Source organism: Paenibacillus pinihumi DSM 23905 = JCM 16419, from assembly GCF_000422505.1.
Taxonomy (GTDB): domain Bacteria; phylum Bacillota; class Bacilli; order Paenibacillales; family Paenibacillaceae; genus Paenibacillus_D; species Paenibacillus_D pinihumi.
Genome location: NZ_KE383868.1, coordinates 20,040 through 45,642 on the forward strand (window position 1 = coordinate 20,040; position 25,603 = coordinate 45,642).

A 25,603-nucleotide genomic window follows, 5' to 3' on the forward strand; every position below is an offset into this window, starting at 1 on the left:
GATAATGAAATATGGTAACGCTTACGAGGAGGCACAACATGAACAAAACACTAGGGCGAAGCATTATTAAAAACAGATATGTCTATCTTCTGTTGCTTCCTACCGTACTCTATTTTGTATTGTTCCAGTACGTTCCGATGTACGGAATTTTACTGGCGTTCAAGGAGTACAAAATTAAAGCCGGAATTTTGGGGAGTCCATGGGCAGGGTTCGATAACTTCGCACAGCTCATTGCACAAGCCGATTTTTGGCAGGCATTCAACAATACAATCATTATCAGCCTGGGTCGGATTCTGATCGAATTCCCGGCGGCGATTATATTGGCTTTGCTGATTAACGAAGTAACAAGGGAAAAATTCAAGCGCGTATATCAAACCGTTTATACGTTCCCGCACTTTATCTCCTGGGTTATTATCAGCGGAATTTTGCTCAATTTCCTGGGCGACTCCGGCGTGCTGAACCAGCTGCTGGTTGCATTCGGATTTGACAAGCAGGCGATTTTGACGAATCCTGAATTGTTCAGGCCGCTGCTCTTTATCTCAAATATGTGGAAGGAAGTCGGCTGGAGCGCAATCATTTATATGGCAGCGATTGCAGGCATCAATCCGGAGCTCTACGAAGCGGCACACGTGGACGGGGCCAACCGGTTCCAGCAATTGATGGCGGTTACCTGGCCTTCCATTCGCGGTACAGCGGCGATCCTACTGATTCTGGCAGTCGGTCAGGCAATGAACGGCGGATTTGATCAAGTATTTAACCTTTATAATCCTGGTGTTTACAAGACAGGGGATATCATTGATACGTACGTTTACCGGACAGCCTTTAGTGATGGTGCAAGCTTCGGGGTAACGACAGCTATCGGATTGTTCAAAGCGGTTCTGAACTTTGCACTGCTCTACGCTGCGAACTACATCGTGAAACGACTTGGCGGGGAGGGGCTCGTATAATGGAAGCAGCAGCAGAAACTACAAAAAAGAAGAAAAAGATGCCAAAACCAAAGCCGGTCTGGCGGGGGAAAACAGGGGTAGCAGATTATATTATCCATGCCATTCTCATTCTGCTTACGCTATGTACAATCTTCCCGTTTTACAATGTAATTCTGATGTCCTTCAGTGACTCGGTAGCCATCTCCAAACAGGTGGTGTATCTGATTCCGACAACCTTTGATTTTTCGGCTTACACCTATATTTTTCAAGAATCCCGGTTCCTTAATGCATTGCTGGTGACGATATTTGTTACCGTTGTGGGAACACTGATTAATATGTTTGTTACAGTGACTGGGGCTTACGCCTTGTCCAAGAGCGGCTATCCGGGCCGAAAGTTTTTTATGTCAATGATTATCTTCACGATGTTTTTCAGCGGCGGACTGATTCCATTTTACCTGACGATGAAAAACTACGGCCTGGTCAACAACCTGTTCGTCATGGTTCTGCCCGTTGCAATTAATACTTTCTTCCTGATGATCTGTATCGCCTTCCTGCGCTCCATTCCGGCAGCACTGGAGGAATCGGCTACAATTGACGGTGCGAATGAGTTGCAGATCCTGGCGAAAATTATTATTCCCGTGTCCAAACCGATGCTTGCAACGATCACTTTGTTCTATGCGGTAGACCGCTGGAACGAATGGTGGCACGGTGTCCTGTTTATGACCGATGTCAAGCTTCTCCCGCTGCAGGCACTGCTCAGAGAGCTTCTGACGAACTATGCACAGTTGTCTACAGGCATCGATATCAGCTCTGTCGTTACAGGCGCCGGTTTCCATCCGGAAATGCTGAAGATGGCGGTTCTGGTCGTGAGTGCACTGCCAATTGCCTGCCTGTATCCGTTTCTGCAAAAATATTTTGCCAAAGGTGTCATGATTGGTTCGGTTAAAGGTTAATAGAAGCGTTATGCTTTTATTATAAAAAAGACTAAAAGGGGAAAAGACACGATGAAAAAAGTAAAACTGCTTGGTACGCTTTGCTTGCTCGTCGCTATGACCGCATCTGTGCTTTCCGGCTGCAGCAGCAATGCTGGACAGAACGGAAGCTCATCTCCAGGCGATGCGACTAATGGCTCTGCAAGCGATAATCCCTTCAAAGACCATATGGAAATTTCGGTTTCATGGTGGGGCATCGGCACTGGCTTCGCCCAGCGCGATGATTTGCTGCAAAAAATCGAAAAGGACTTTAACGTAACTTTGAAGCCGATGGACATCGGCTGGGACAATTATAAAGAGAAATCCCAGGTATGGGCTGCAGCAGGCACACTGCCGGATATCATTACTAATGCGCTGACGAGTGATCAGCCTGCGACTTACAATGAATGGGTGAACCAGGACCTGATTCATGCGCTGCCGGACGATCTGAGCGCTTATCCGAACCTGAAGACGGTTATGGAAGTAAAAGGTGTAGAAGGAATTAACCGTGACGGCAAATACTACGCAATTCCGCGTATGACGTTCCCGCTGAGCGAAATTGAAGCGGTATGGGCTGTAGACCGTGCGTTCTTTGTTCGCAAAGACTGGATGGAAAAGCTCGGCATTGAAGATCCTAAAAACTTTGACGAGTTCAACGCAATGCTGAAAGCGTTTGTGGAAAAAGATCCGGACGGCAACGGCAAGAAGGACACTTACGGTATGGTTATGAACACGCTGGGTTATTTCAAATCCGCATTTGTCCCTACCTTCCCTGAATTCGGCAACAACGGCTGGCTGAAGGAAGACGGCAAGTGGATTCCATTCTATGCTTCCAAGAAAATGGACGAGGTTGTCGTTCAAGCCCGCAAGCTGTACCAGGAAGGCGGACTTGATCCTGACTTTGCGGTAGCAAAAGCAGGTGAGGGCAACCAGAAATTCTATCAGAGCAAAGCTGGCGCATTCGCATTTAAATCCGGTTCTGTGCTTCAATCCAACGGTGTTAGAACGGAATGGGAGAAGAACAATCCGGGACTGGACTTTTTCGATCATGTAAAAATCGTACACTTGTGGCCTGACAGCGAAGGAAACATCTACCGCCAAGTTAACAGACCATGGTGGTCTGAGACGATGATTAACGCTGATGTGGACGACAAGAAGCTGGACCGCATTTTGCGCATCTATGACTGGCTGTTGTCCCCAGAGGGCAAAGAAGTGTTCGATTACGGAATTGAAGGCAAAGACTTCACTAAAGAAGGCGACAAATACACAATCATTCGTGAAAAAGATGAAAACGGCCAATTTATTGACCTGAAGAAAAAATATCCTTCCATGGATATCATCTCTCAAATGGCAGCATGGAGAGATGCGAGCGGTATCGAGGACAATGAGGCGAACCGCGCTGCATTCGGAGACAAGCCGGTACAATTCGTTCAGGATGAGATCAAATGGCAGTTGGACAACGCCAAGCCAATCCCGACTGAATTTGATATTCAAACCTTGTCCACACCAGCAAAAGACAAACTGTCAGCTATTAACTTTGACGATGATTTCACACGTGTTATTCTGAGCAAAGAAGATCCGGTGAAAATGTGGCATGACATTCTTAAAGTGTATGACAGCAAAGGTTTGCAACAAGCCATTGCGGAAGTCACTGCAGAAATGGTAAAAAGAAATAAGTAATGTTCAGCTGAACAAGGATATGTTCTGGGTGCCAGCACTCAGAGCATTCCTTGTTTAGCCATTTATATGGAGGAGATGAAGAGGATGAGAGAATTGAACAGCATTGTGGCTACCGGGCCAGTAATCATCCGTATTGAAGATTTTGGAGCCAAGGCTAACTCCGGCGAAGATACGGTTGTTGCCATGCGCCAGGCTTTGGAAGCGGCTGCAAAGCAGAATGGGCCTGTGGTCGTTACCTGTGCGGGCGGGCGCTATGATTTTTACCCGGAGCATGCAGCCAAGGTTCCTTACTATATCACCAATACTGCCAGTGAGATTGAAAATCCGGATATCACCAAGACACTGGGCATCTATTTAAAGGGCTTGAGCGACGTAACCTTGGACGGGAACGGCTCTTTGTTTATATTCCACGGCAAGCAGACAATGATCACCATTGATGAGTGTGAGCGGATCGGTGTGCGCAATGTCCGCTTTGACTACGAATGGCCGACAGTAGTGGAAATGACGGTTACCCGCATAGGCAGTGAGGACATGGATGTAGAGGTTCATTCGGATTCCCGCTATGAGCTGGATAACGGCAAATTGTTCTTCATTGGGGATGGGTGGCGCTTTCATACGGGACCGATGCAGGAGTATGATCCCGTACTCGACCGGACATGGCGGATTGATACGATCTTTGATACGGCCAAGCGGGTAGAAGAACTGGAGCCGGGCAAGCTACGCATTCATCTTGGCAAAGCACCGGAACAGCACGTAGGCCACACGCTGCAATTCCGTGACGGCATCCGCGATCAGGTCGGCGCTTTCATTAACCGGAGCAAGGATATTGACTGGCGTGATATGGGCATGCACTTTATGCATGGGCTTGGCGTTGTATGTCAATTTAGCGAAAACCTTACATTCGATCGCATCAACTTGCGTCCGCGTCCAGAGACGGGACGGACAGTAGCAGCTTTTGCCGACTTTATTCATGTGTCCGGTTGCCGGGGCAAGCTTACGGTTCACCGCAGCCAATTTGCCGGCGGGCATGATGATGCAATCAATGTTCACGGTACTTACCTGGCGGTTACAGACAGCCCTGCACCAAACCAGATTCGTCTGAAGTTCATGCATCATCAAACCTATGGCTTTGCCGCATTTTATCCGGGTGACGAGATTGAGTTCGTCAGAGCCAGCTCTCTCATTTCGTATAGCAGCAACACAGTCGTTTCGGCTGAGCAGTTAACTCCACGGGAGATTCTGCTGACGCTTGCTCATCCTGTACCGCAAGGCATTGAGCCTGGAGATGTGGTGGAGAATGTGACCTGGACGCCTGAAATAGAAATTACAAGAAATGATTTCTCCAGAATTCCAACGCGTGGTATACTGATTACGACACGCCGCAAGACAGTCATTCGTGAGAATCGTTTTGAACGTCTTTTCATGAGCGGTGTTCTGGTTGCCTGCGATTCTGAAAGCTGGTTCGAATCAGGCAAGACCGAGGATGTGCTGATCGAAGGGAACTGGTTCTATGAATGCGGAAACAGCGAGCAGGCTGTAATTAATATTGCGCCTGAGAATAGTGAGGCAAGCGCCGATCATCCGGTCCACAGAAGAATAACGATTCGTGACAACCGTTTTGAAATGCTCGATGTTACAGTTGTTTCCGCAAAGAGTACGGACAAGCTGAAATTTATTCATAACAGCATTACCGCCTCCGGAAATCAGCCTGATACCATCCTCCGTGATGCTTTTGATTTGACAGCTTGCAGTCGGGTGAAGATTGGAGATAATGTCTTCCATAGCGATAAGCTCAACCAGACGGTACGTACACATCAGATGTCATTGGACAACATCGAACTCGATTCCGGGCAAGGGCTTGCTATACACGCTGAGTAAGCGCTTGACCCGTTCAGATGACGATATCATAACCGGCAGGAAGTCGTTTCTATGGCTGCCCGCCGGTTGCATGTATGAGATGTCTGATAAGTGGACGAAAAATGGTACCTGGTCCTCAAAAATTGTGCTAGAATATGAAATGGCAATGCTGGGAAAATGCAATGAATGAAAGGAATGGTCAACCATGAGTAAGTCTAAGCCTGCAAAGCTGCAATATGGCAGGCCCGCAGGAGTATGGACGGAAGCGCTGCCAATCGGTAACGGAAGGCTCGGCGCAATGGTATTTGGAGGGGTGGAGAAAGAGCGTATCGCCCTGAATGAAGATACGCTGTGGTCCGGTTATCCGAAAGACTGGAACAACCCTGGCGCCAAAGAAGTTCTGCCGCGTGTGCGTGAGCTGATTAAGGAAGGCCGCTACGCAGAAGCAGACCGTCTTGGCAAGGAAATGATGGGACCTTATACGCAAGCGTATCTCCCGTTTGGAGATATTAATCTCCGCTTTGATCATGGCTCTGTATTCCACTCGTACAAGCGCACACTGGATTTGGAAAATGCGGTTTCGACCGTTGAATACACAATTGGCGGTGTTACCTACACCCGGGAATTATTCGCTTCTTATCCGGATCAGGTAATTGTCCTGCGTCTTACAGCAAGCACACCGGGGATGCTGAGCGTTCATGCCGGCCTGAGCAGTCCGCTGCGCTACAAGACAGCGGTTACAGGTGATCGCTTCCATATTCGCGGAACGGCACCTGAGTATACTGCGCCTAACTACTATAATACGGCGAAGCCTGTTATATATGGAGATGCTGAGACATCTTCCGCAATGAAATTCGAAGGCTGCATTTCGGTTCAGATCGAGGATGGCCATGTGGAAATTGACACCGACGGCATTCACGTACTGGACAGCACAAGTGCTACCTTTTTGTTCAGCGCATCGACGAGCTTCAATGGCTACGACAAAAATCCGGGTACGGAAGGCAAAGACGCGGCAGCAGAGGCAGTTAAGCTGATTGGAGGGGCTGAAGCCAAGTCCTATGAGCAGCTCCGTGAGACGCATGTTGCCGACTACCGTTTCTTGTACGACCGTGTACAGCTTAATCTTGGCAACTCGACTGCTCCAGAGGACATTTCGACCGATGACCTTATTGTACAATATGGCGCATCTGATCCGGGTCTCGTAGAACTTCTGTTCCAGTATGGTCGTTACTTGACAATTGCCAGCTCCAGAGCAGGCTCCCAGGCAACGAACCTGCAGGGAATATGGAATGAATCGACCAGACCGCCTTGGAGCAGCAACTATACATTGAACATCAATACGCAAATGAACTATTGGCCGGTTGAAACCTGCAACCTGTCGGAGTGCCATGAGCCGTTGTTCGATATGATCGGCAATCTGTCCAAGACCGGAGCAGAGACTGCCAAAGTGAACTATGGGGCACGCGGCTGGACGGTCCATCACAATACAGATATCTGGGCACAATCCGCACCTGTAGGCGACTATGGTGACGGAGATCCGATCTGGGTGCTGTGGCCGATGGCAGGTGTCTGGCTGACCCAGCATCTGTGGGAGCATTACCAGTTTGGCGGCAACGAAGAATTTCTGCGTGAGCGCGCATACCCGATTATGAAGGAAGCTGCGCTGTTCTGTCTGGATTTCCTGCATGATGACGGAGAGGGACGTCTCATTACATCCCCATCCACCTCGCCGGAGCACAAGTTCAGAACGCCTGAAGGAACGTTCGGCATGAGTGCAGCGTCCACCATGGACATATCGCTAATTTGGGAATTGTTCACCAACTGTATCAGTGCGGCCGGACAACTCGGCATCGATGAGGCATTTGTGGCGGAAATCGAAGCGGCCAGAGAAAAGCTGTTCCCGATGCAGGTAGGCAAGTATGGCCAATTGCAGGAATGGTATAAGGATTATGAGGACGAGGATGTCCATCATCGTCATGTCTCGCACTTGTTCGGCGTATATCCGGGACAGCAGTTAACCAAGGAGCTGACACCGGAGCTGTTCGAGGCGGCCAAGCAATCACTGATCCGCAGAGGCGATGACGGAACGGGCTGGAGCCTCGGCTGGAAAGTTGGCCTGTGGGCCAGATTCGGCGACGGCAACCGTGCGCTTAACCTGATTTCCAACCTATTGCGTCTGGTTAAGGACAATGAGCCGGACAATTACCACCATGGAGGCGTGTATGCCAACCTGTTCGACGCGCATCCGCCATTCCAGATTGATGGCAACTTTGCTGCATCCGCAGGTATTGCCGAAATGCTGCTGCAATCCCATCAGCCGTACTTGCATCTGCTTCCATCGCTGCCTGAGAGTTGGAGCGAAGGCTCAGTGAGCGGACTTCGTGCTCGCGGCGGCTATGAGATCAGCTTGAGCTGGATTGATGGCAACTTGCGTGAAGCGGAAATTGTAAATGTGCCAGGCGGAAGCTTATCTGTACGTGTTTCCGTTCCAGTAACGGTTACCCAAGACGGCAAGGCGGTACAGGCAGAGCAATCTGCAGAGGGAATTGTGACCTTTGCCGCTGCTCAGGGCAGCACGTACAAGCTGGTTCGCCAAGGGTAATACGCAGCATATTCAACACCATTCGATAATTCAAAATTCAACTGAAATGAGGACTTCCAATGAGCGAAAAAAAATTGATTCTGTTTCTGGACAGTGGAGATACAATCATCGATGAATCAACGGAAACACGGGATGAAGAGGGCATCGTGACCTCGGCCAGCATTATCCCTGGTGCAGATATTATGCTGAAGACACTTGTTGAGCGCGGCTATACCCTTGTTATGGTTGCCGACGGCGATGCGCAGTCCTTCAAGAATGTATATAAGCAGCTTGGCTTGTATGACTACTTCACTGCGATGATCTACTCCGAGAACATCAAAGCGACCAAGCCAAGTGCCCGCATGTTCAAAGCGGCAGCAGGATCGATCGAACTGACTGAAGCTGACTTCAGCCGCGTGGCGATGGTCGGCAACAACCTGAGCCGGGATATCAAAGGTGCTAACGCACTTGGGATTACCAGCATTTTCATCAACTGGACGCCACGTTATCCGCATGAGCCGGCTGATGAGAGCGAGCGTCCAATGTACACAATCAGCGAGCCATTGCAGTTGCTTGAACTGGCTGATCAGTTAAATGAAAAGCTCGTTTAATGAAAGACAACCTGCAAACTAAGCCTTTATAACGGAGAGACCGCGTTCTCGCTATCTGTTTTGCACTTTTTTTTACATTTAAAATGTGCTCTTGGATGTTAAAGGCTTATTCTGTTGCAGATGAACCATAACGAAGAGCAACTGTATATTTATAGCAGTTGCTTTTCGTTATAATGTGCTACTGATTGAACTGTGAAATAAGCGTTTCGTACAGAAGGCAGTTCACATTTTAATGAGCCTTGTATATAATTGAGCCTTAGGCTCGTATACATAAAGAAAAATGACAGCGATATCATAAGGGGGGATTATATGATCAGACATTCCAGGGTATTCAGAAAGTATTTGATATCCTATATTGTCATCCTGCTGATTCCGATTATTGCAGGCTATATGTCCTACCGTACATCGATATCCGTTATGACCGAAGTATCCATTGAGAATAGCGTGATGCAGCTGCAAAAGAGTAAAGAATTGCTGGAACGCAGATTAGCGGAGGTCGAGGGCTTTACCAGACAGTTAGCCATTGACAAAAACTTGGCCAAATTGATCAACGAGCGGGTGGTGAGCAATAATCAGAACGTCTTCGGCATATGGTCATCCAAGCAATTTCTGACCACATTTGGCCAGACCAATGATTTTTTGCGGAATTTCTTTATTTACTTAAGCAACTATGATATCGTGCTTACGCCAGGTTCGGTCTACTTCCGTCCGGATCATTATTACGAAAACTTCCATTACAATGATATGTCGTTCGAAGAATGGCGCAAGACGGTACTTGAGCCGACTCACAGAAGCGAAATTATGCCGCTTCGCCATTATGAATTCATTAAGGAAGAGAGCTCGGTTATTACCTATATGCAGACACTGCCGCTGGATAGCTTCCAGAAGCCGTCGCCTGCAGTTGTCGTTGTCATGATCGATGAAAAGCTGATTTCGAGCCTGCTCTCAGGGATTACCGACCGTTACGGGGGATGGGTTCACATTGCGGATGACAAAGGGCAGACAATCAGTCTGCAGGGCGAAGGTGAGCCAGACTTGGAAACGCTTGCGAAGGACAGTGAGCTGCATGGCCAACAGATAAGCCGCTTTTACGATGATCATCTGGTGATTTCCATTCGATCAGACCAGAATGGCTGGCTGTACCAGGCCGGGTTACCAAGAGAAGCGTTGATGGACAATGCCAAAAAGATTAAGGCGATTACGATGACGGTGACCGGCGCGTCCGTGATGATTGGACTGATGGTTGGGCTGCTGCTCGCTTATCGTAACAGTGTCACCCTTAACCGGGTTCTTGCGGTATTTGGCCAGGAGATGAAGACCGGACATAATGAATATGATTTTCTCCAGGGAAATATTGCCGAGATGATCAACAATAACAAGAAGCTCGAATCCGAGCTGCGCCGCCAAGGGCCGCTCGTCCGCGATGCCTTCTTCAAAAGATTGATTTCCGGCGAATTCCAGACCCGGGATGAAATTATTGCCGCTGCGATACAGGTTAATGCGGGATTAAGCGGGAATACCGGTTATGCGGCCATTATCCAGATTGACGGCTATTCCGGAATGGATAACGTCGAAGTTCTCATTGAGCTAAATGCTGCACGTCTCGTTCTCAAGCAGAAATTGCAGGATAAGACCGGACCGATTCCGACGACAGATCTTGGATCAGACAAAGTCGTAGCCCTGTTTATTTCTCCTGAGGAAGAGGGCATGATGGCGTACACGAAGGAACAGATCGATGACCTGCTGCTCAATCTGTCCGCATCTTTGTTTGGGGAGTACAAAATTTCCATTCTGGTCTCCGCCGGTGAAAAGTTCGATTCCTTGACCGGAATCAGCCATTCGTTCGAACAAGCCAAGCAAGCCATGGATCATACGGCCAAATCCAACAAAAAGTCTGTTTTTTGGTACGGCGATACCGTTATTGAGAGCGCAACGTATTACTATCCGCTAGATATAGAGCTGAGGTTGCTGGGCACGCTCAAGGCTGGGGAGATTGGAGAGGCGAAGAAGAACCTTCAGTCCATCATATCTCATAACATGGAAATAAAAGATTTATCCGTTGAAATGAAAAATCAATTAATATTGGAAATAAAAGGGACTTTGTTGAAGCTGCTCGACCAGAAATCCGTAGTTGAATCCAGTATGTTTGAACAGGTGAAAAACCGGATTATCGGCATTCAGACGATGGACACACTGGACAGCTTTGAGGAAGAGGTCGGCCCGATCATGGAATCCCTTTGCGAAATGATTACAAGTAAGAAGAATGATATGCATATTCAGGTCGTGGAGCAGATTAAGCAATTTATCGGGGAGAACTATTCGGATTCCGAACTGACGCTCTACCATGTCGCTGAACAGGTCAAGCGGCCGGAGAAGTCGATTTCACAAATTTTCAAAAATGTAACGGGCAGCAACCTCTCCGACTATTTGGAGAAGGTACGTTTGGACCGGGCATCCGAGCTGTTGAAGGAAAATACACATACGATTGATGACATCGCTTCACTCGTAGGGTACAATAGCTCCCATTCCTTCCGGCGCGCCTTCAAGCGGGTGATGGGCGTTTCTCCAAGCGTGTACAGACAGTCCAGCATAGATTGAGTTTTCCAAGAAAACAGTAAAAGAATAATCTGAATTGTGCCGCTTCCTGAAATATAGGGGGCGGCAGTTTTTTTATTATAGAATGCACCTGTTTTACTTTATAAGGGCTTTTATTTTAGTGCGAAACGGTGCTGTTCCGTTTTACAGACGGTACAGCCGGTTGCACTTAAAACGGAAAGATGTACCCTCAAGGAAAGCGGTACCATCATCCCATACAGTATGTAGAAAAAAGTCGAAGGGTTATGATAAACCCAGTGTTTATAAGGTTTTTTGGGATGCAGACGGGGGAAGGTGCACGCTGGATTTAGCGGATTTGTACGCTATTGGAACGATTTGTACCTACACATCCGTTGTAAATGTATTTTATAATCGAGCTGTAGAAAGCGCTGTCAACTGCGGCATCAATAAAGAGGAGGGATTTTTCTGCAACAGACAAACATAACAGACAGCAGCGCTTTGGATGTTGTCCATGTTGTCAAAAGACCAAAGCGGGGAACGGGAGCCGCCGCCAGTTTTAAACGGCACTGGCAGCTGTACTTGCTGGTACTTCCGCCGGTACTATTTTTTGTCATCTTTAAATATTATCCGATGGCAAACGCGGTACTGGCCTTTAAGGACTTTAACGTCATTCAGGGAATCTGGGGCAGCCCATGGGTAGGATTCAAGCATTTTAGATTGTTTTTTGAGAATCCGATCTTCTGGTCACTGCTCAAAAATACAATTCTACTCAGCTTTTATCTGCTGCTGGCCGGATTTCCGATTCCGATACTGCTGGCATTAATGGTAAATGAAGTACGCAATACCCGTTTCAAGCGCTTCGTTCAGCTTGTAACCTTTGCACCTTATTTCATTTCAACAGTTGTCATGGTATCTATTATTATGCTGTTCCTTGCGCCAAGGCTTGGTTTTGCCAATGTCCTGTTGTCGTCTCTGGGAATGGATACGATCAACTTCCTTGGAGAACCGGGGATGTTCCGCTCCATTTATGTATGGTCGGATATTTGGCAGACGGCCGGATACTCGGCGGTTATTTATCTGGCAGCACTGGCAGGAATCGATCCTACCCTATATGAGGCTGCGAAAGTGGACGGAGCATCACGCTTCCAAAAGATTTTGCACGTGGATTTGCCGGGCATTTTGCCTACGATTACAATTATTCTCATTCTTAATGTCGGTAATGTTATGGCTCTGGGCTTCGAAAAGATTTACTTATTGCAAAACTCGCTTAACATTTCGAGTTCCGAAGTCATTGCAACATACGTTTACAGCGTAGGCCTGTTAAATGCCAACTACAGCTTTGCAACGGCTGTCGGCCTGTTCAACTCCCTGATCAATATGATCCTGCTGATTACAGTGAACAGTCTGGCCAAACGAATTTCCAACACTAGTATCTGGTAAAAGGAGGGTTGCTAAATGGCCTCAGCAGTATCTGTTCGTCCGAAACAAAAAATTCGCGAATCGGCAAGCGACCGGATTTTCATGTTTTTCGTATATGCAATTCTTAGTATCATCATTGTGCTCGTGCTGTATCCGTTAGTTTACATTCTTAGCAGCTCGATCAGCAGCCCTCTGGCCGTTACTTCCGGACGGGTGTGGCTGTGGCCGGTGGATATTTCCTTCAAGGGCTTTGCTACCATATTCAAAACCCCGCAAATTATGACGGGGTATGCGAACTCCCTGTTTTACACGGCGGCTGGAACGATGATCAGTGTCATACTGACAATCATGCTGGCCTATCCGTTATCACGTAAAACTTTTTATGGACGTTCATTTATTTTGATTATGGTTACGTTTACAATGCTGTTCAGCGGTGGTTTGATTCCGACCTACCTTGTTGTCAAGGAGCTTGGCATGATCGATACCCGTTGGGCACTGCTGATTCCGAACGCCATTTGGGTATGGCAGGTTATTATTGCAAGATCGTTCTTCCAGGCGACCATCCCGAATGAACTGATTGAAGCCGGGGAACTGGATGGCTGCAGCGACTGGAAGTTCTTGACGAGTGTTGTGCTTCCGTTGTCCAAACCGATTATTGCCGTACTCGTGCTTATGTATGCGGTAGGTCAATGGAATGCCTACTTCGACGCTTTGATCTATCTGAAATCGGATAAATTGTATCCGCTGCAAATCGTACTGCGCAGTATTATTATTCAGAACAACAGTAACGGTGTCATGGACCCGAGCATTCAGGTTGAAAGAGCACAATTGGCTGAATTGTTGAAATATTCACTCATTGTGGTGGCGACATTGCCGGTACTGATTATTTATCCGTTTGTGCAACGTTTCTTTGTCCAAGGGATGCTGGTTGGCTCTGTAAAGGGCTAACCCGGTCCTCCGGGTATAATACCATATTCGGATAAGGCGGTGAGGACGATGTGAAGGCGGGCTTGGAATCATGTGATACAATCATAGCATTATAATGAATCCATAAGATGAATAAAAGGGGAGCGGAAATATGAAAAAACGCGGTTGGAAATTAGTATCTGCCATTCTTATTCTGAGCGTTCTGCTGACTGCTTGTTCTCAGGGGAACAGCGGCAAGAATTCCGGAACAGATGGTTCGCAAGCTGGCGGAGACGGCTCAAAGCCGGTAGAAATTAGCGTATTTGCAGTACAGGAGCAGGGCATTGACCTGAAGACAAATAAATTTACCGAGTACTTGCAAAAAGAATACGACGTTAAATTTAACTGGCAGCTGATTCCTTCTGACGGTGCAAAAGAAAAACGTCAAATTTCACTGGCAAGCGGCGACTATCCGGATGCTTACATGCTGACGCATTACATCGACCAATTTTCGCAAGCAGACCTGCTGAAATTCGGTAAGCAAGGCGTTCTTATTCCGCTTAATGATCTGATTGATCAATATGCTCCAAACATTAAGAAAGCATTGGAAACCCAGCCTGACATGAAAGTTCTGAACACAGCTCCGGACGGCAATATTTACGGTTTGGGCGCTTACACGCAATGCTTCCACTGTTCATATCCGAACAAAATGTGGATCAACACCAAGTGGCTGAAAGACCTGAATCTTGAAATGCCAAAAACAACAGAAGATTTCAAAAATGTATTGAAAGCGTTTAAAACAAAAGATCCTAACGGAAACGGCAAAGCTGACGAAGTGGCGCTGAGCGGCTCGATTGAAGACTTTGGTGTACGTGTGCTGCCGTTCCTGATGAATGGCTTCGTATACAACGATGACCGCAACTACCTGAATATGAGCAATGATAAAGTATCTTCCGCTGCAGTCACTCAAGAGTGGAAAGACGGTCTGGCTTATGTGAAATCCTTGTTTGACGAAGGTCTGATTGATCCGGGTGCATTCACGCAAAACGCTGAAGCATTCAAGAAAATCGGAGAAAATGCAGGCGCTGAAATTTTGGGAGCTGGCGCTGGTATGCACCCTGCAATCTTTACGGATCTTGCGAAGGAGCGTACAAAAGATTACAACCCGGTTCCACCGCTTCAAGGGCCGAACGGTTCTTTTGCTACCCATGACAACGGCGGCGTATCACCAGGAGCCAAATTTGTCATTACAAACAAAGCAAGCAAAGAAGCGCAAATCGCACTGATTAAAATGGTTGACTACATGTTTACACCAGAAGGCCAGACTAACGGTGCAACTGGTGTGAAAGGCCTTGACTGGGAAGATCCGGCTCCAGGCGACAAAGCGCTTGGCGAGGGTGTAACCCCAGTGGTTAAACCGATCCCTAGCAAAGAAGGAGAAGCACCACGCAATGGAGGCTGGAGCGGTATGGGCCACTTCTATATGCCGAAGGATTACCGTGATACATGGGTTCAAGGAACAGACATCTTTGATCCTGCCAACTACGAGCGCAGACTGTACCAGGCTACACTGGAGTACCAAGGCCATGAACCAAAAGAAATTTTCCCAATCTGGTCCATCTGGGTTGATCCTAACGATGTAGATGAAATGAGCATGCTGCAAACTAACATCAAGACTTATATCGAGCAAAATGCACTTCAATTCGTTACCGGCAACAAAGATCTGAATAAGGACTGGGACAGCTATGTGAAGGGTCTGAAAGATCTGAAGCTTGACCGCTACCTGGAAATCCTGCAAAAAGCTTACGACGCTACAAAATAATATTGGAATCCACCATCAGGCGCTTTATCGGGAGATAGAGCGCCTGATGTCATGTGCACCTGTAATTTTATGCGTACCATTATCCCCAAAAAACAAAATCATTAGACTCATTCTCCAAATAAGGAAATATGTATGCCTCGGATGCTGATGTACCCTGCATGCTTGCAGGAAGCACGATATGTACTGATTTTACTGCAAATATATATAGCGTACATCCACAATGAGAGTACATTTTGGCAAAATTGTACTCGGATTAACGGAAATGTACCTACCCAGAGAGGAAGATGAACCCATATAATTAGTACGAAAGAAAGCGCTAACATCAAGGAGGCTAAAGAGAGGCTGCTGAAACAATTTTTACCCTCAGTAAGGGGGACTTGCCTAAAGAAGTAATTGGCATCCGAAAGCATTCCGTAGAGAGTTGCAGAATTATTTTCTAAAAGCGCTTTCAAGTTGATTGAAATTTGGGGAGGTGAATTAGCAGCAACAATTTAGGATCTGCCAAAGAAGGCAGGTTTCTTGCAAGTTACTGTACGCAAATTCATTCAGCTTAAAAGGGAGTTGTGACATTTGAAGCGTATCATGAAGAAAGCATGGCTAAGCTTGTTGATGGCCACGTTAATTGTGGGGCAGTTTGGTTTTCTTGGGACGTCCGGGCAAGTAGCAAACGCAGCAGAAGAAACAACAGAAGAAGTGACAGTGCCGGATAAAGCTGTTTTTGCAGAGAAGCCTTATATGGGGTGGAGCAGCTATAGTCTCCAGGTGTATGACGGACCGGGAAATTGGACCTCGGCTGAAGCCATTAAAAAGCAATCAGATGCAATGCGGGAAAAGTTGCAGCCATATGGCTATAACTATATAAATATTGATGCCGGATGGAACGGCAGCATGGACGAATATGGACGCCCGATACCAAGCACCGTCTTATATCCGAACGGGTTTGAGGAAGTAGTGGATTATGTTCATAATAACGGACAAAAGATTGGATTGTACTTTATTCCGGGTCTATCCAAGGAAGCTTATGATAAAAATCTGCAGATCAAGGGCACAAGCTGCCATATGCAAGATATCGCGGTCCAACCATTAAAATTAATGGATTATTGGAATTCTTACACATACAAGATTGATTTTACGAACCCTTGTGCGACAAAATATATTGAATCGATTGCGGACTTACTTGGTGAGTGGGGCGTAAACTTTGTGAAATTCGATAGTGTAATGCCAGGCTCGGGCGAGAACAATTTGGACAGGGACGCACGAGAGGATGTTAAGGCTTGGTATGAGGCGCTATCCAAACATAATATTTGGTTTGAGCTTTCCTGGGCGCTTGATCACAATTACGTGGATTGGTGGAAAAAGTATTCTCATGGATGGCGTATCCACTGGGATATTGAAGCTTACGATCATACAAAAGGGATGGTAGAATGGGCTACAATTGCAAGACTGTTCCCGGAAGCAGCGATCTGGTGGCGTGATGCCGGTCCGGGAGGATGGAACGATTTTGACTCACTGAATGTGGGTAATGGTACGATGAATGGCCTGACCAAGGATGAGCGGAAGACGGCCATGACATTCTGGTCGATTTCGGCAGCTCAATTGTACATTGGCGATGACATGACCCGATTGGATGATTATGGTCTTGAGTTATTGACAAATAAAGAAGTCATTGCTGTCAACCAGGCTGGCAGACCTGGACATCCGGTATCTATGGATACACAGCAGCAAGTGTGGTATTCGAATAATGGGGATGGCACCTTCAACGTAGCATTGTTTAATCTTGACGCGAAAACGGCTCCGGTAACTGTTAACTGGAGTGAAATCGGTCTTGATGGGGAAGCGTCGGTAAGGGATTTATGGAGCGGTAAAGAATTGGGGACTTATGCAACGGGCTACACGGACGCAAGTTTGGAGCCGCATGCGTCCCGTTTGTTTAAAGTTACAGCTAAGAACGGTTTTATAAGCACGAATAATGATGATACGGGAATGAAATATGACGGTTCTTGGGTTCGCAATGGCGGAAAAGAACTGGAAGAAGATTCACAGAATTTGACTATTGCGATTAAAGAAACGTTGCCAGCGAACATTGAAGCTGATGAAGCAAATCAGCCGGTTCAGGAGCAGGGTGAAGCTGCTGAAACTGGTGAGGAGAAAAATTCTGATAACCCTGCTGTTGTAGAGGAAGCTCAAGAAGGCGCCGATACGACTGCGAACAAAACTGAAGAAGCAAGCAGGGACTCTGCAGCCGATACAGGCAACGTGATCAATGAAGATCAGGCTGCAACGGAAACAGACATAGCTCCAGAGACTTCGGAAGACCCTGCAGTGATTGAAGATGAACAAGTTTCTAACGAACAAGTTATCTCTAATACAGAAGAACAAGTTGAGGTTATAGCAGAACCATTTGAACGGTCCTTCATCATTAACAACGACGATCCTAAAATCTTCTACTCCGGAAAATGGGGAAGAAGCACCGGACGTGGATACGGTGATTATAAGGATGATGTACAATACGCTGAGAAACCGGGAGATTTCTTTGAGTACACATTCAAAGGGACGGGAATTCAGTACATTACCGAGATTGATCCTTCCCAAGGCAAGGTAGACATTTATTTGAATGGCGAATTCAAGGAAACAATTGATACGTATTCTTCAGACAGAAAGGCTCAACAAGTTGTTTACAGTGTTTCCGGCTTGCCGAACGGCTTGCATACATTGAAGGCGGTTATGCGAGATGGCAGGTTCATGCTGCTTGATGCCTTGAAAGTAGAACTGCCGACTCTGATTAATCCTTCGGCTGCGGAATTCGACCTTAATCCTGAGAATCAGGCTGATCTTCATATTGGGGTAGAAGCTGATATCCAGAATTTGGCCGGGATCTATAACGGCAAGCAGTTGCTTGAAGCTGATATTGACTACACGCTAACTGGGAATGAAATTATCATCAAGAAGGAATACTTGGCTGCCCAGGCAAAAGGAGAACATAAGCTGAGATTCCAGTTCTCGGGCGATTTCCACAACGATGTTCACTTTACGAAGAATGACGGGGATGCAGTTGCATATACCTTTAAAGGAACGGGTGCAGAGTTGTTGCTGCCTACCGGACCTGAACAGGGTGAAATGAATATTTATATGGACGGTGTCCTGTCCAAGATTGTGAATGCTCATAGCACGGCCCGTAAATCCCAGCAAAGCCTGTTCAAAGTATCGGGACTTGCAAGCGGTAACCACACGATTAAAATTGAGAAAAAATCAGGCGAATTGATGTTAATCGACAAACTGCGCTTTGAGGTTGCTAAAAGCAGTACAAATCCAAACCCGGGAACAGGTGGCGGTGGGGGATGGTATAGCCCATCGGCTTCGACCGAGAATATTTCCGGACAGCTGAATACTGGTGACACCAATACAATTGCTGTTAATATCGTCCGCACGACAGAGAACGGTGTAAAGAAGGATGCTGTTACATTGACGAAAGAGCTGGCTCAAAAAGCAGCTGACCAATTGGCTGCAAATGGCGGCAAACTGGCAGGCATTCAGATTCCGGATGCCAAAGACGAGGTTGCACAGACAAAAGCAACATTTAATAAAGATGCCCTTGGAATCCTTGCAGCCCTTAATCTTGGTCTCTCTCTGGACACTCGCCATGCGAAACTGGAGCTTCCAAACGCTTCCGTGCAAAACTGGAATGAGGATGTGGTTTTTGATCTGAAGCCTGTCCGTTCCACCCAGGATCAGCAAGCACTCCAGGATCGTGCCAACCAGTCTGAACTGGTGAAAGCAGCGTTTGGTGACAGCAAAGTTACTGTAATCGGAGTGCCGGTAAAAATCGATACCAAGCTGCAAAACCGTGAAGTCAATCTGTTCCTGCCTCTCCCGGCTGGAGAACCTGCAAACGGGTCTTCAATTTGGGTGTACATCGAACATAGTGACGGTACAAAAGAGTTCAAGGCCGGTAAAGTGGCCACACAAAACAATGTGAAAGGCATTGCCTTCACAACGAACAAGTTCAGCACATTCGCACTGATGAAAGGCGAGGGTGCCAAGGCTGGAGACCATACCGCTTATATTCAAGGTTATCCGGGCGGATTGTTCAAGCCGGAGAATGGAATGACACGTGCAGAAATTGCGACAGTTTTATCCCGCATTGCGCATCATGAAGAGAAACAAGCAGAGCAAACTTACAGTGATGTACCTGCCTCTTACTGGGCTGCTAAAGCTATAGCAGAGGTAAGCAAAATGGGGCTGATGAAAGGCTTTGCGGATGGCTCCTTCAAGCCGGATCAGGCAGTCACCCGTGCCGAGCTTGCATCCATAGCAGCGGTCTTCACATCAGAGGCTGCGCAAATCGTGAAGCCGGGTCAAGGCTTTACCGATACTGCCTCTCACTGGGCTGAGCAGGCAATCAAGCAAGTTCAAGGCCAGGGTCTGATTAATGGTTATGCAGACGGAACATTCCGTCCGGATAAACTGCTGACCCGTGGTGAAACGGTTGCACTGCTGAACCGGATGTTGGGCAGAGGTCCGCTTGCGGGTCTGGCACAGTCTCCATGGTCAGATGTTGCCGCCACTCACTGGGCAGCCGGTGACATTGCAGAAGCTTCTGTCGATCACAAGTTTGATCTCACTGCTGACGGCAAGGAGCAAATTGCCCAGTAATTACAAAACAGAATAGCAAATACTAGAGGGGGAGAGCGATGCTCTCCCTTTTAGTGGGGCAGTCTGTTTATGGCCTGTCTTATGCATGAGCACTCATGTGATTCTAATTTGCTGCAAGAGACACGGCAGGTATTCATAAATTTATTTAATGTTATATTATGTAAAATGATATTGTTACAATCGATGCATTTCAATGTGCATTCATTACTTATTATTTGTTTGTTAAACAGTAATTTTAATTTCTTTAACCCCATATATATTTAATTATATTTAATGTTTTGAAACTAATTTGAAAATGCTAGTCATCACTATCAGTCAATTTACGTTTGAGTCATGCGACATGCAAAAAAATCCGTCTCACCCGCAGCAGGCTGCTGCCGGGAGACGGATTTTTATTGTATAATTTTGGTGCATACGCTGCACTGGCTTGATTAAATCAGCTTATACCTGGGAAACTTCGGCAGCAGCGGCGGCATTGCAGCTGCACTCGTCCGAGCAGTAGCCGTTATGTTCCGCTTCGCATTCCTCACAGCAAATATGCTGGAGATGGCAAGGGTCATAAGCACAGTTGATATAACGGTCCTCAGGTTTCCCGCAGTGATGGCACTTGCCAACCACGATATCCTCGTCGGTACGGTTGATCGGCACAGAAATGCGCTCATCGAATACATAGCATTTGCCGTCCCACAGGTGTCCTTTTACTTCTTCGTCTTGTCCGTAGGTTACAATTCCGCCTTCCAGTTGGTACACATCCTGGAAGCCTTCCTCAATCAAAAATCCGCTCAGCTTTTCACAGCGGATACCGCCGGTGCAATAAGTCAGGATCGGCTTATCCTTCAAATCCTTCATATTCTCGCGGATCCACTCCGGGAATTCACGGAAGGATTCTACTTCCGGACGAATGGCACCACGGAAATGGCCGATATCAAACTCATAGCCGTTGCGGCCGTCCAGTATAATAACATCCTCACGCTGCAAATAATCATGCCATTCCTTCGGAGAAAGACGTTTGCCGCCGATTACATTCGGATCAAGCTCCGAATCTTCGTAACGGAAAGTAACAAGCTCCTTTTTGTAACGGACAAACATCTTTTTAAATACATGCTGGTCTGAGGTATCAATCTTGAATACGATATCCGAGAACAGCGGATTTGCCCGCAAATCATTCATATATTTTTCCGCTTGCTCCGGCGTGCCGGAGAGCGTACCGTTAATGCCTTCATCCGCAATCAGAATCCGGCCTTTAATTCCAAGTTCCTTACAGTATGCAAGATGCTCTTGAGCGAATTGCTCCGCATTGTCGACTTTGACAAATTTATAATAGAGCAGCACTGTAAATGCCGATTTATTATTCATCTTATGTCACCTTTTCTATTTAAGTTTCAAGTGCGTAAACGGCTGGCATACCTTCGCAGCGATCAGCAACGTTTCGCGTACAAATACAGGAATCGACATTATATAGCAAGTACGGATTCATATATTCCAAAAGATATTGTAACATAACGTGTCTGTTTAACAAGTGCGGATTTATCAACATTCGGTGACATTCCCGTTTTTCATTTAAAATACCGGTACGACAGGTTTGTTTCACGTTCCCTAAGGCCTGTCCTTTGTGATAAGTTAGTTATAGTAGTAAGTATTAACAAAAAATCTAAAGAAATAAAATCAAAAATTTTAAAAGTTCCTGGCCATAGATCATGCATGATAAAGAAATGAAAATGATAAGGGGAGTTTTTTATGAAAATCAAGACAGAAAGATTAATCATTCGTACGTTCGCACAAGAAGACCATAAAGACGTAATGGGCTACACTTCAAGCCCGAATGTCATGCACTACATACCCGGCGGCGCTCTCGATGAAGCAGGCGTCCGTACATTTATTGAAGAAAATAGCGGTTCTGCAGCCCGCAACTTTGCGGTTGAGCTGGTTGAACAGGGAACGGTTATCGGACATATCGGGTTTCATCCGTATTTTGGACAGCATACCTATGAAATCGGCTGGGTATTTGATTCCGGACACTGCAATAAGGGCTATGCCACTGAGGCTGCCCGTGCAGTCATGAATTTTGGTTTTGAACAATTGAATTTGCACCGGATTATTGCCACCTGCCAGCCGGAGAATATCCCGTCATGGCGTGTCATGGAGAAGCTTGGGATGCGAAGGGAAGGCTATTTCCAGCAATGTATACCGTGCGGGGACGACAGATGGTGGGATGAGTATTACTACGCGGTTTTAAGGAAGGAATGGAAATAAAGACAGAACCAGTCGGCCCAGGTCTATATGTATATTTTCAGATGAATGTCCGGGGAGTGGAAGTTTAAAGAGAATCAGGACCTGCCGGGTGCTGATCCTCTTTTAAACCAGATACGATAGAAAAGATAAGCGACAGCTGCTACGCCGCAATATACAGCAAGCACAACTAAAGCCCGCCGCCAGTCCGTGAACAATTGGGCGCCCAAATAAGAGAACAGCAGCATGGCGGGAATTTTGCCGAGCGAGGAAGCTGCGATATATGTAGACAGCCGCACGGTCAGAAAAGCAGGGTACAGATTGACGAGTCCTTGCGGAAAGAACGGAATTAACCGGGCGATAAAGATGGTCAGGAAAGGGCGGCTCTCGATCATCTTGCCGAGCCGTTCTGCATGCGCAAAACGATTGATATAGGCTCTGGCTTTTTCTCGAAAAAAGTGTCTTGCGGTCAGAAACAGCAGGATGGACGCAACGGATACAGCCGACCAGCTAATAAGCGCCCCGAGCAGCGGCCCATATTTGAACCCCAGTGTTCCGATAATAATTTTATAAGGCAGGACGGGAAAAACAGCCAGAGCAACAGCAGCAGCAAATACGAGCCCAATTGGCGGATACTCATTAATCAGCCAATTCGCAAGCTCGTTCCGGTAATAAAAAAACAGGGCAATTACACCCAGATAAATTAGTCCAGCCTTCCACATTTTCATGCCGCATACCCTGCCTTGTCCATAATTCGGGTAGATCAGCCCGAAAAGCAGCTGATCTTGATAGCTCCCATTCATTTCTTCTATTGTACTATTTCTCTTTGCATCGCGGCAACGTGAGGAGTGGGCAATGTTTTTGTCATCTCTCAGGTCTATCGGACAATCTCGGTTCACTGCTGAAACCGGGGTATTTGACCACGGGCCATTTTTCTTTGCGAAGTGAATTCATCAGGCCAGGAGAGGCGTTCAGATTGTCACGAACAAGCTCGCGCGGCGTCAGCGCCATCCATTGGTTCAGGGAGACATCCTCAAACCGGCTGCTTTTGAACATTTCCAAAAACCACAGACTCTCCTTGCCGGTATTCTGAATATAGTGCCCGAAGGCAAACGGCACATAGCCCACATCACCAGCCCTGTAATTGAAGGTTCTTGCAGCTCCGTTGCCCGCAAAGACGGTCATCCGTCCTTCACCTGTCAGGTAATACTGCCACTCGTCGTTGTTCGGATGCCAATGCAATTCCCGCATACCTCCGGGATAAATCTCGACGAGTGCCGCTGCTATCGTTTTGGATATGGGAAAGTTGGTCGAATCGACAATCCGGACGGTTCCGCCGGGGGTCTTGATCGGCTCTTGTGCAAACAGCTTATGGGCAAAGGAAAAAGGAACTGTCCCGTAGGGAGACTCTATCCGCTGACTTTCCAGAGAACCAGGGACTTTATCCTGAAAAATATAGACCTGACCGGATGGAATTCCATCAAAGTCGCTTTCGGGCACTCCAAAGTTGGCAGACAGAACTTCCTTGGGCGTATGGGCGAACCAGTCGGATATCGAGAGTGTATTGAGATCCGAGAAGCTGCCGTCGTCAAAGACAAGAAGAAATTCACAGCCATCCTCCAGCCCTTGTATGGAATGCGGGATGCCGGGCGGGAAATACCACAGATCGCCGGGGCCGACATCATGTATAAAATTTCTCCCGTTCTGGTCCACAGCGGTTATCCGTGCGTGCCCGAGCAGCATGTAGGACCACTCTGCCTGCTGATGCCAATGCAGCTCCCGCACACCGCCAGGGGTGAGTCTCATATTAACCCCGGCCAGCGTAGTGGCAATTGGGAGTTCCCGTACTGTAATTTCCCGCGACCAGCCCCCCTGATTAAGCTGCATATGTGTATCCGAGAATGAAAATTTCAAATTGGGCACAAGTCCGGCATCGGTAACCGGAGGCACCAGCATATCCGGGTTTTCCATATCCCGCATCACATCTCGCGGTCCCAGATCCGTTGCTCCCGCGCCATCGCTTTTGCGGATGGGCTGTGGGATGGCGGGCCTTTTGTCATGTTCATGTTTTTCTGCTTGTTCAGACATCCGACGTTTCCCCCTTTTCAGGTTATAAATGCTCAATGAAGCAGTCTATTCGGTTGGTTGAATGAATAGAACAACAGAAGGGGCAAAGCCTTATAAATCAAGCCCTGTCATTCCAAAATCGGCTTGTTCAATTTTCGCGGGCGGTGTATGCTTACCTATAGACAATCTTGTAGCGGGCAAGCGGAAATTCTGCTGCTTGCTTCTATTTAAAAGGAGCCTGATGAATACGAACCGAAAACGAGATAGAGGTATTATTTTTGATATGGACAATACGCTGCTGCAGTCTACGATTGATTTTAAGGCGATGAAGCAGGATTTGTTCAACATGTTGGCCGCTCAAGGCATCATTCCCGAGGATTTCACTGTGCAAGGCTACACATCGTCAATGCTGCTGGATTACGCCAGACAGCAAGGAATAGCTCATGAGCTGGAACAGAATCTGCTGGATACGATTGCCCACCATGAATTTGACGGAATGCAGGGTGTCGGTCTGGAGCCGGGAGCTGTTGAATTGCTGACAGCTCTATGCAACGATTACACACTGGTGCTCGTAACGAACAATGCGCATGCAGCTGCAGAGAAAGCACTTCACTCTACAGGCATCCATTCCCGATTTGATTTAATTGTCGGCCGGGACCAGATGGAGGCGCTGAAGCCATCGCCTTCTGCTTATCTGCTGGTGAAACGGCATTTTCCCCACATTGGAGATCAGAGCTGGATATCAGTGGGGGATTCTTGGATAGACGGCCGTGCCTCACTGGACGCAGGAATTCCGTTTGTGACATACAAAACATCACCTGAAGCCATGCTGGAGAGGGGAGTCTCGCCATCTGCTGCAGTCCGCCAGCTGTCCGAGCTTCCGGAAATTATTCAGTCTCTCATGGAAAGAGGAAGTAACGTATGATAGCTGCAATCTTTGTGGCGCTGGTAGCCATTATGCACATTTATATTATGGTGCTGGAGATGTTCCTCTGGACGACTCCGCGGGCATTGAAAACTTTCAGCATGACGAAAGAAACTGCCGAGAGTTCCAAAAAGCTCGGTGCGAACCAAGGGTTGTATAACGGGTTTTTGGCTGCCGGCCTGATCTGGGGTCTCATTCATCCGAATGCGGCATTCGGGGAGCAAATTCAAATTTTCTTCCTGGCTTGTGTCATTGTTGCGGCGTTGTACGGAGCATTGACCGTGAAGGTGAAAATTTTGCTGATGCAAGGTTCTCCTGCAATTATTGCTTTGCTGCTGGTGCTCTTCACATAAGAACCCGGAAATGCGCAGCAGCAAGACAGAGGCTATCAAAGCCCGAG

At 47.3% G+C, this 25,603-nt stretch carries 17 protein-coding genes; 14 read left to right on the forward strand and 3 right to left on the reverse strand.

The genetic code is table 11. The annotated features are described in order from the left end of the window. Positions 1–38: 38 nt before the first annotated feature. The 11 genes from H583_RS0127705 (at position 39) to H583_RS35740 (ending at position 19,982) form a co-directional block, all read left to right on the forward strand. A complete protein-coding gene (locus tag H583_RS0127705; protein WP_028563327.1) occupies positions 39–947 on the forward strand; it encodes an ABC transporter permease in 909 nt (302 codons plus the stop codon). Further along, positions 947–1,879, forward strand: coding sequence for a carbohydrate ABC transporter permease (locus H583_RS0127710; RefSeq protein WP_051237142.1), 933 nt, complete (start codon positions 947–949; stop codon positions 1,877–1,879). Before H583_RS0127705 ends, H583_RS0127710 begins: the two co-directional genes overlap by 1 nt. A gap of 51 nt (positions 1,880–1,930) precedes the next feature. Next, positions 1,931–3,577, forward strand: coding sequence for a type 2 periplasmic-binding domain-containing protein (locus tag H583_RS0127715; protein ID WP_028563329.1), 1,647 nt, complete (start codon positions 1,931–1,933; stop codon positions 3,575–3,577). Positions 3,578–3,661: 84 nt separating this feature from the next. Then, positions 3,662–5,455, forward strand: a complete 1,794-nt coding sequence (locus H583_RS0127720; RefSeq protein WP_036711332.1) for a right-handed parallel beta-helix repeat-containing protein — start codon at positions 3,662–3,664, stop codon at positions 5,453–5,455. A gap of 184 nt (positions 5,456–5,639) precedes the next feature. Next, on the forward strand, positions 5,640–8,036 hold the full coding sequence (locus H583_RS0127725) for a glycoside hydrolase family 95 protein (protein WP_028563331.1): 2,397 nt from the start codon (positions 5,640–5,642) through the stop codon (positions 8,034–8,036). Between the two features lie 59 nt (positions 8,037–8,095). After that, positions 8,096–8,626 carry an HAD family hydrolase gene (locus H583_RS0127730; RefSeq protein WP_028563332.1) on the forward strand — a complete coding sequence of 177 codons (531 nt, stop codon included), beginning with the start codon at positions 8,096–8,098 and terminating at the stop codon, positions 8,624–8,626. A 309-nt stretch (positions 8,627–8,935) separates the two neighbouring features. Continuing rightward, positions 8,936–11,224 (forward strand): AraC family transcriptional regulator, encoded by a 2,289-nt coding sequence (locus tag H583_RS0127735; RefSeq protein WP_036711335.1) that lies wholly within the window; start codon positions 8,936–8,938, stop codon positions 11,222–11,224. A 456-nt stretch (positions 11,225–11,680) separates the two neighbouring features. Then, entirely contained in the window at positions 11,681–12,622 is a 942-nt protein-coding gene (locus tag H583_RS0127740; RefSeq protein WP_154666017.1) for an ABC transporter permease, read from the forward strand. 15 nt (positions 12,623–12,637) lie between these two features. After that, the gene (locus tag H583_RS0127745) at positions 12,638–13,549 is read left to right on the forward strand and encodes a carbohydrate ABC transporter permease (RefSeq protein ID WP_028563335.1); all 912 of its coding nucleotides are present in this window, start codon (positions 12,638–12,640) and stop codon (positions 13,547–13,549) included. A 130-nt stretch (positions 13,550–13,679) separates the two neighbouring features. Then, positions 13,680–15,329: an extracellular solute-binding protein gene (locus H583_RS0127750; RefSeq protein WP_028563336.1), complete on the forward strand. Its 1,650-nt coding sequence runs from the start codon at positions 13,680–13,682 to the stop codon at positions 15,327–15,329. A 570-nt stretch (positions 15,330–15,899) separates the two neighbouring features. Continuing rightward, complete coding sequence (locus H583_RS35740; protein ID WP_051237144.1) at positions 15,900–19,982, forward strand: S-layer homology domain-containing protein; 4,083 nt, start codon at positions 15,900–15,902, stop codon at positions 19,980–19,982. Positions 19,983–20,423: 441 nt separating this feature from the next. Here H583_RS35740 and trhO read toward each other — a convergent pair whose 3' ends face one another. Further along, the gene (gene trhO / locus H583_RS0127760) at positions 20,424–21,338 is read right to left on the reverse strand and encodes an oxygen-dependent tRNA uridine(34) hydroxylase TrhO (protein ID WP_028563337.1); all 915 of its coding nucleotides are present in this window, start codon (positions 21,336–21,338) and stop codon (positions 20,424–20,426) included. 381 nt (positions 21,339–21,719) lie between these two features. Between trhO and H583_RS0127765 the strand changes: the two genes are divergently transcribed. Beyond that, on the forward strand, positions 21,720–22,235 hold the full coding sequence (locus tag H583_RS0127765) for a GNAT family N-acetyltransferase (protein WP_028563338.1): 516 nt from the start codon (positions 21,720–21,722) through the stop codon (positions 22,233–22,235). A gap of 74 nt (positions 22,236–22,309) precedes the next feature. Here the strand turns inward: H583_RS0127765 and H583_RS0127770 are convergent, their stop codons facing one another. Both H583_RS0127770 and H583_RS0127775 read right to left on the reverse strand, forming a co-directional pair. Next, entirely contained in the window at positions 22,310–22,939 is a 630-nt protein-coding gene (locus H583_RS0127770; RefSeq protein ID WP_028563339.1) for a TVP38/TMEM64 family protein, read from the reverse strand. Positions 22,940–23,075: 136 nt separating this feature from the next. Further along, a complete protein-coding gene (locus H583_RS0127775) occupies positions 23,076–24,299 on the reverse strand; it encodes an oxalate decarboxylase family bicupin (RefSeq protein WP_028563340.1) in 1,224 nt (407 codons plus the stop codon). A gap of 220 nt (positions 24,300–24,519) precedes the next feature. Between H583_RS0127775 and H583_RS0127780 the strand changes: the two genes are divergently transcribed. Together H583_RS0127780 and H583_RS0127785 are read left to right on the forward strand one after the other, a co-directional pair. Then, complete coding sequence (locus H583_RS0127780) at positions 24,520–25,203, forward strand: HAD family hydrolase (RefSeq protein ID WP_028563341.1); 684 nt, start codon at positions 24,520–24,522, stop codon at positions 25,201–25,203. Continuing rightward, positions 25,200–25,556 (forward strand): DUF1304 domain-containing protein, encoded by a 357-nt coding sequence (locus tag H583_RS0127785; RefSeq protein WP_028563342.1) that lies wholly within the window; start codon positions 25,200–25,202, stop codon positions 25,554–25,556. The genes H583_RS0127780 and H583_RS0127785 overlap by 4 nt, the downstream gene beginning before the upstream one ends. Positions 25,557–25,603: the final 47 nt, after the last annotated feature.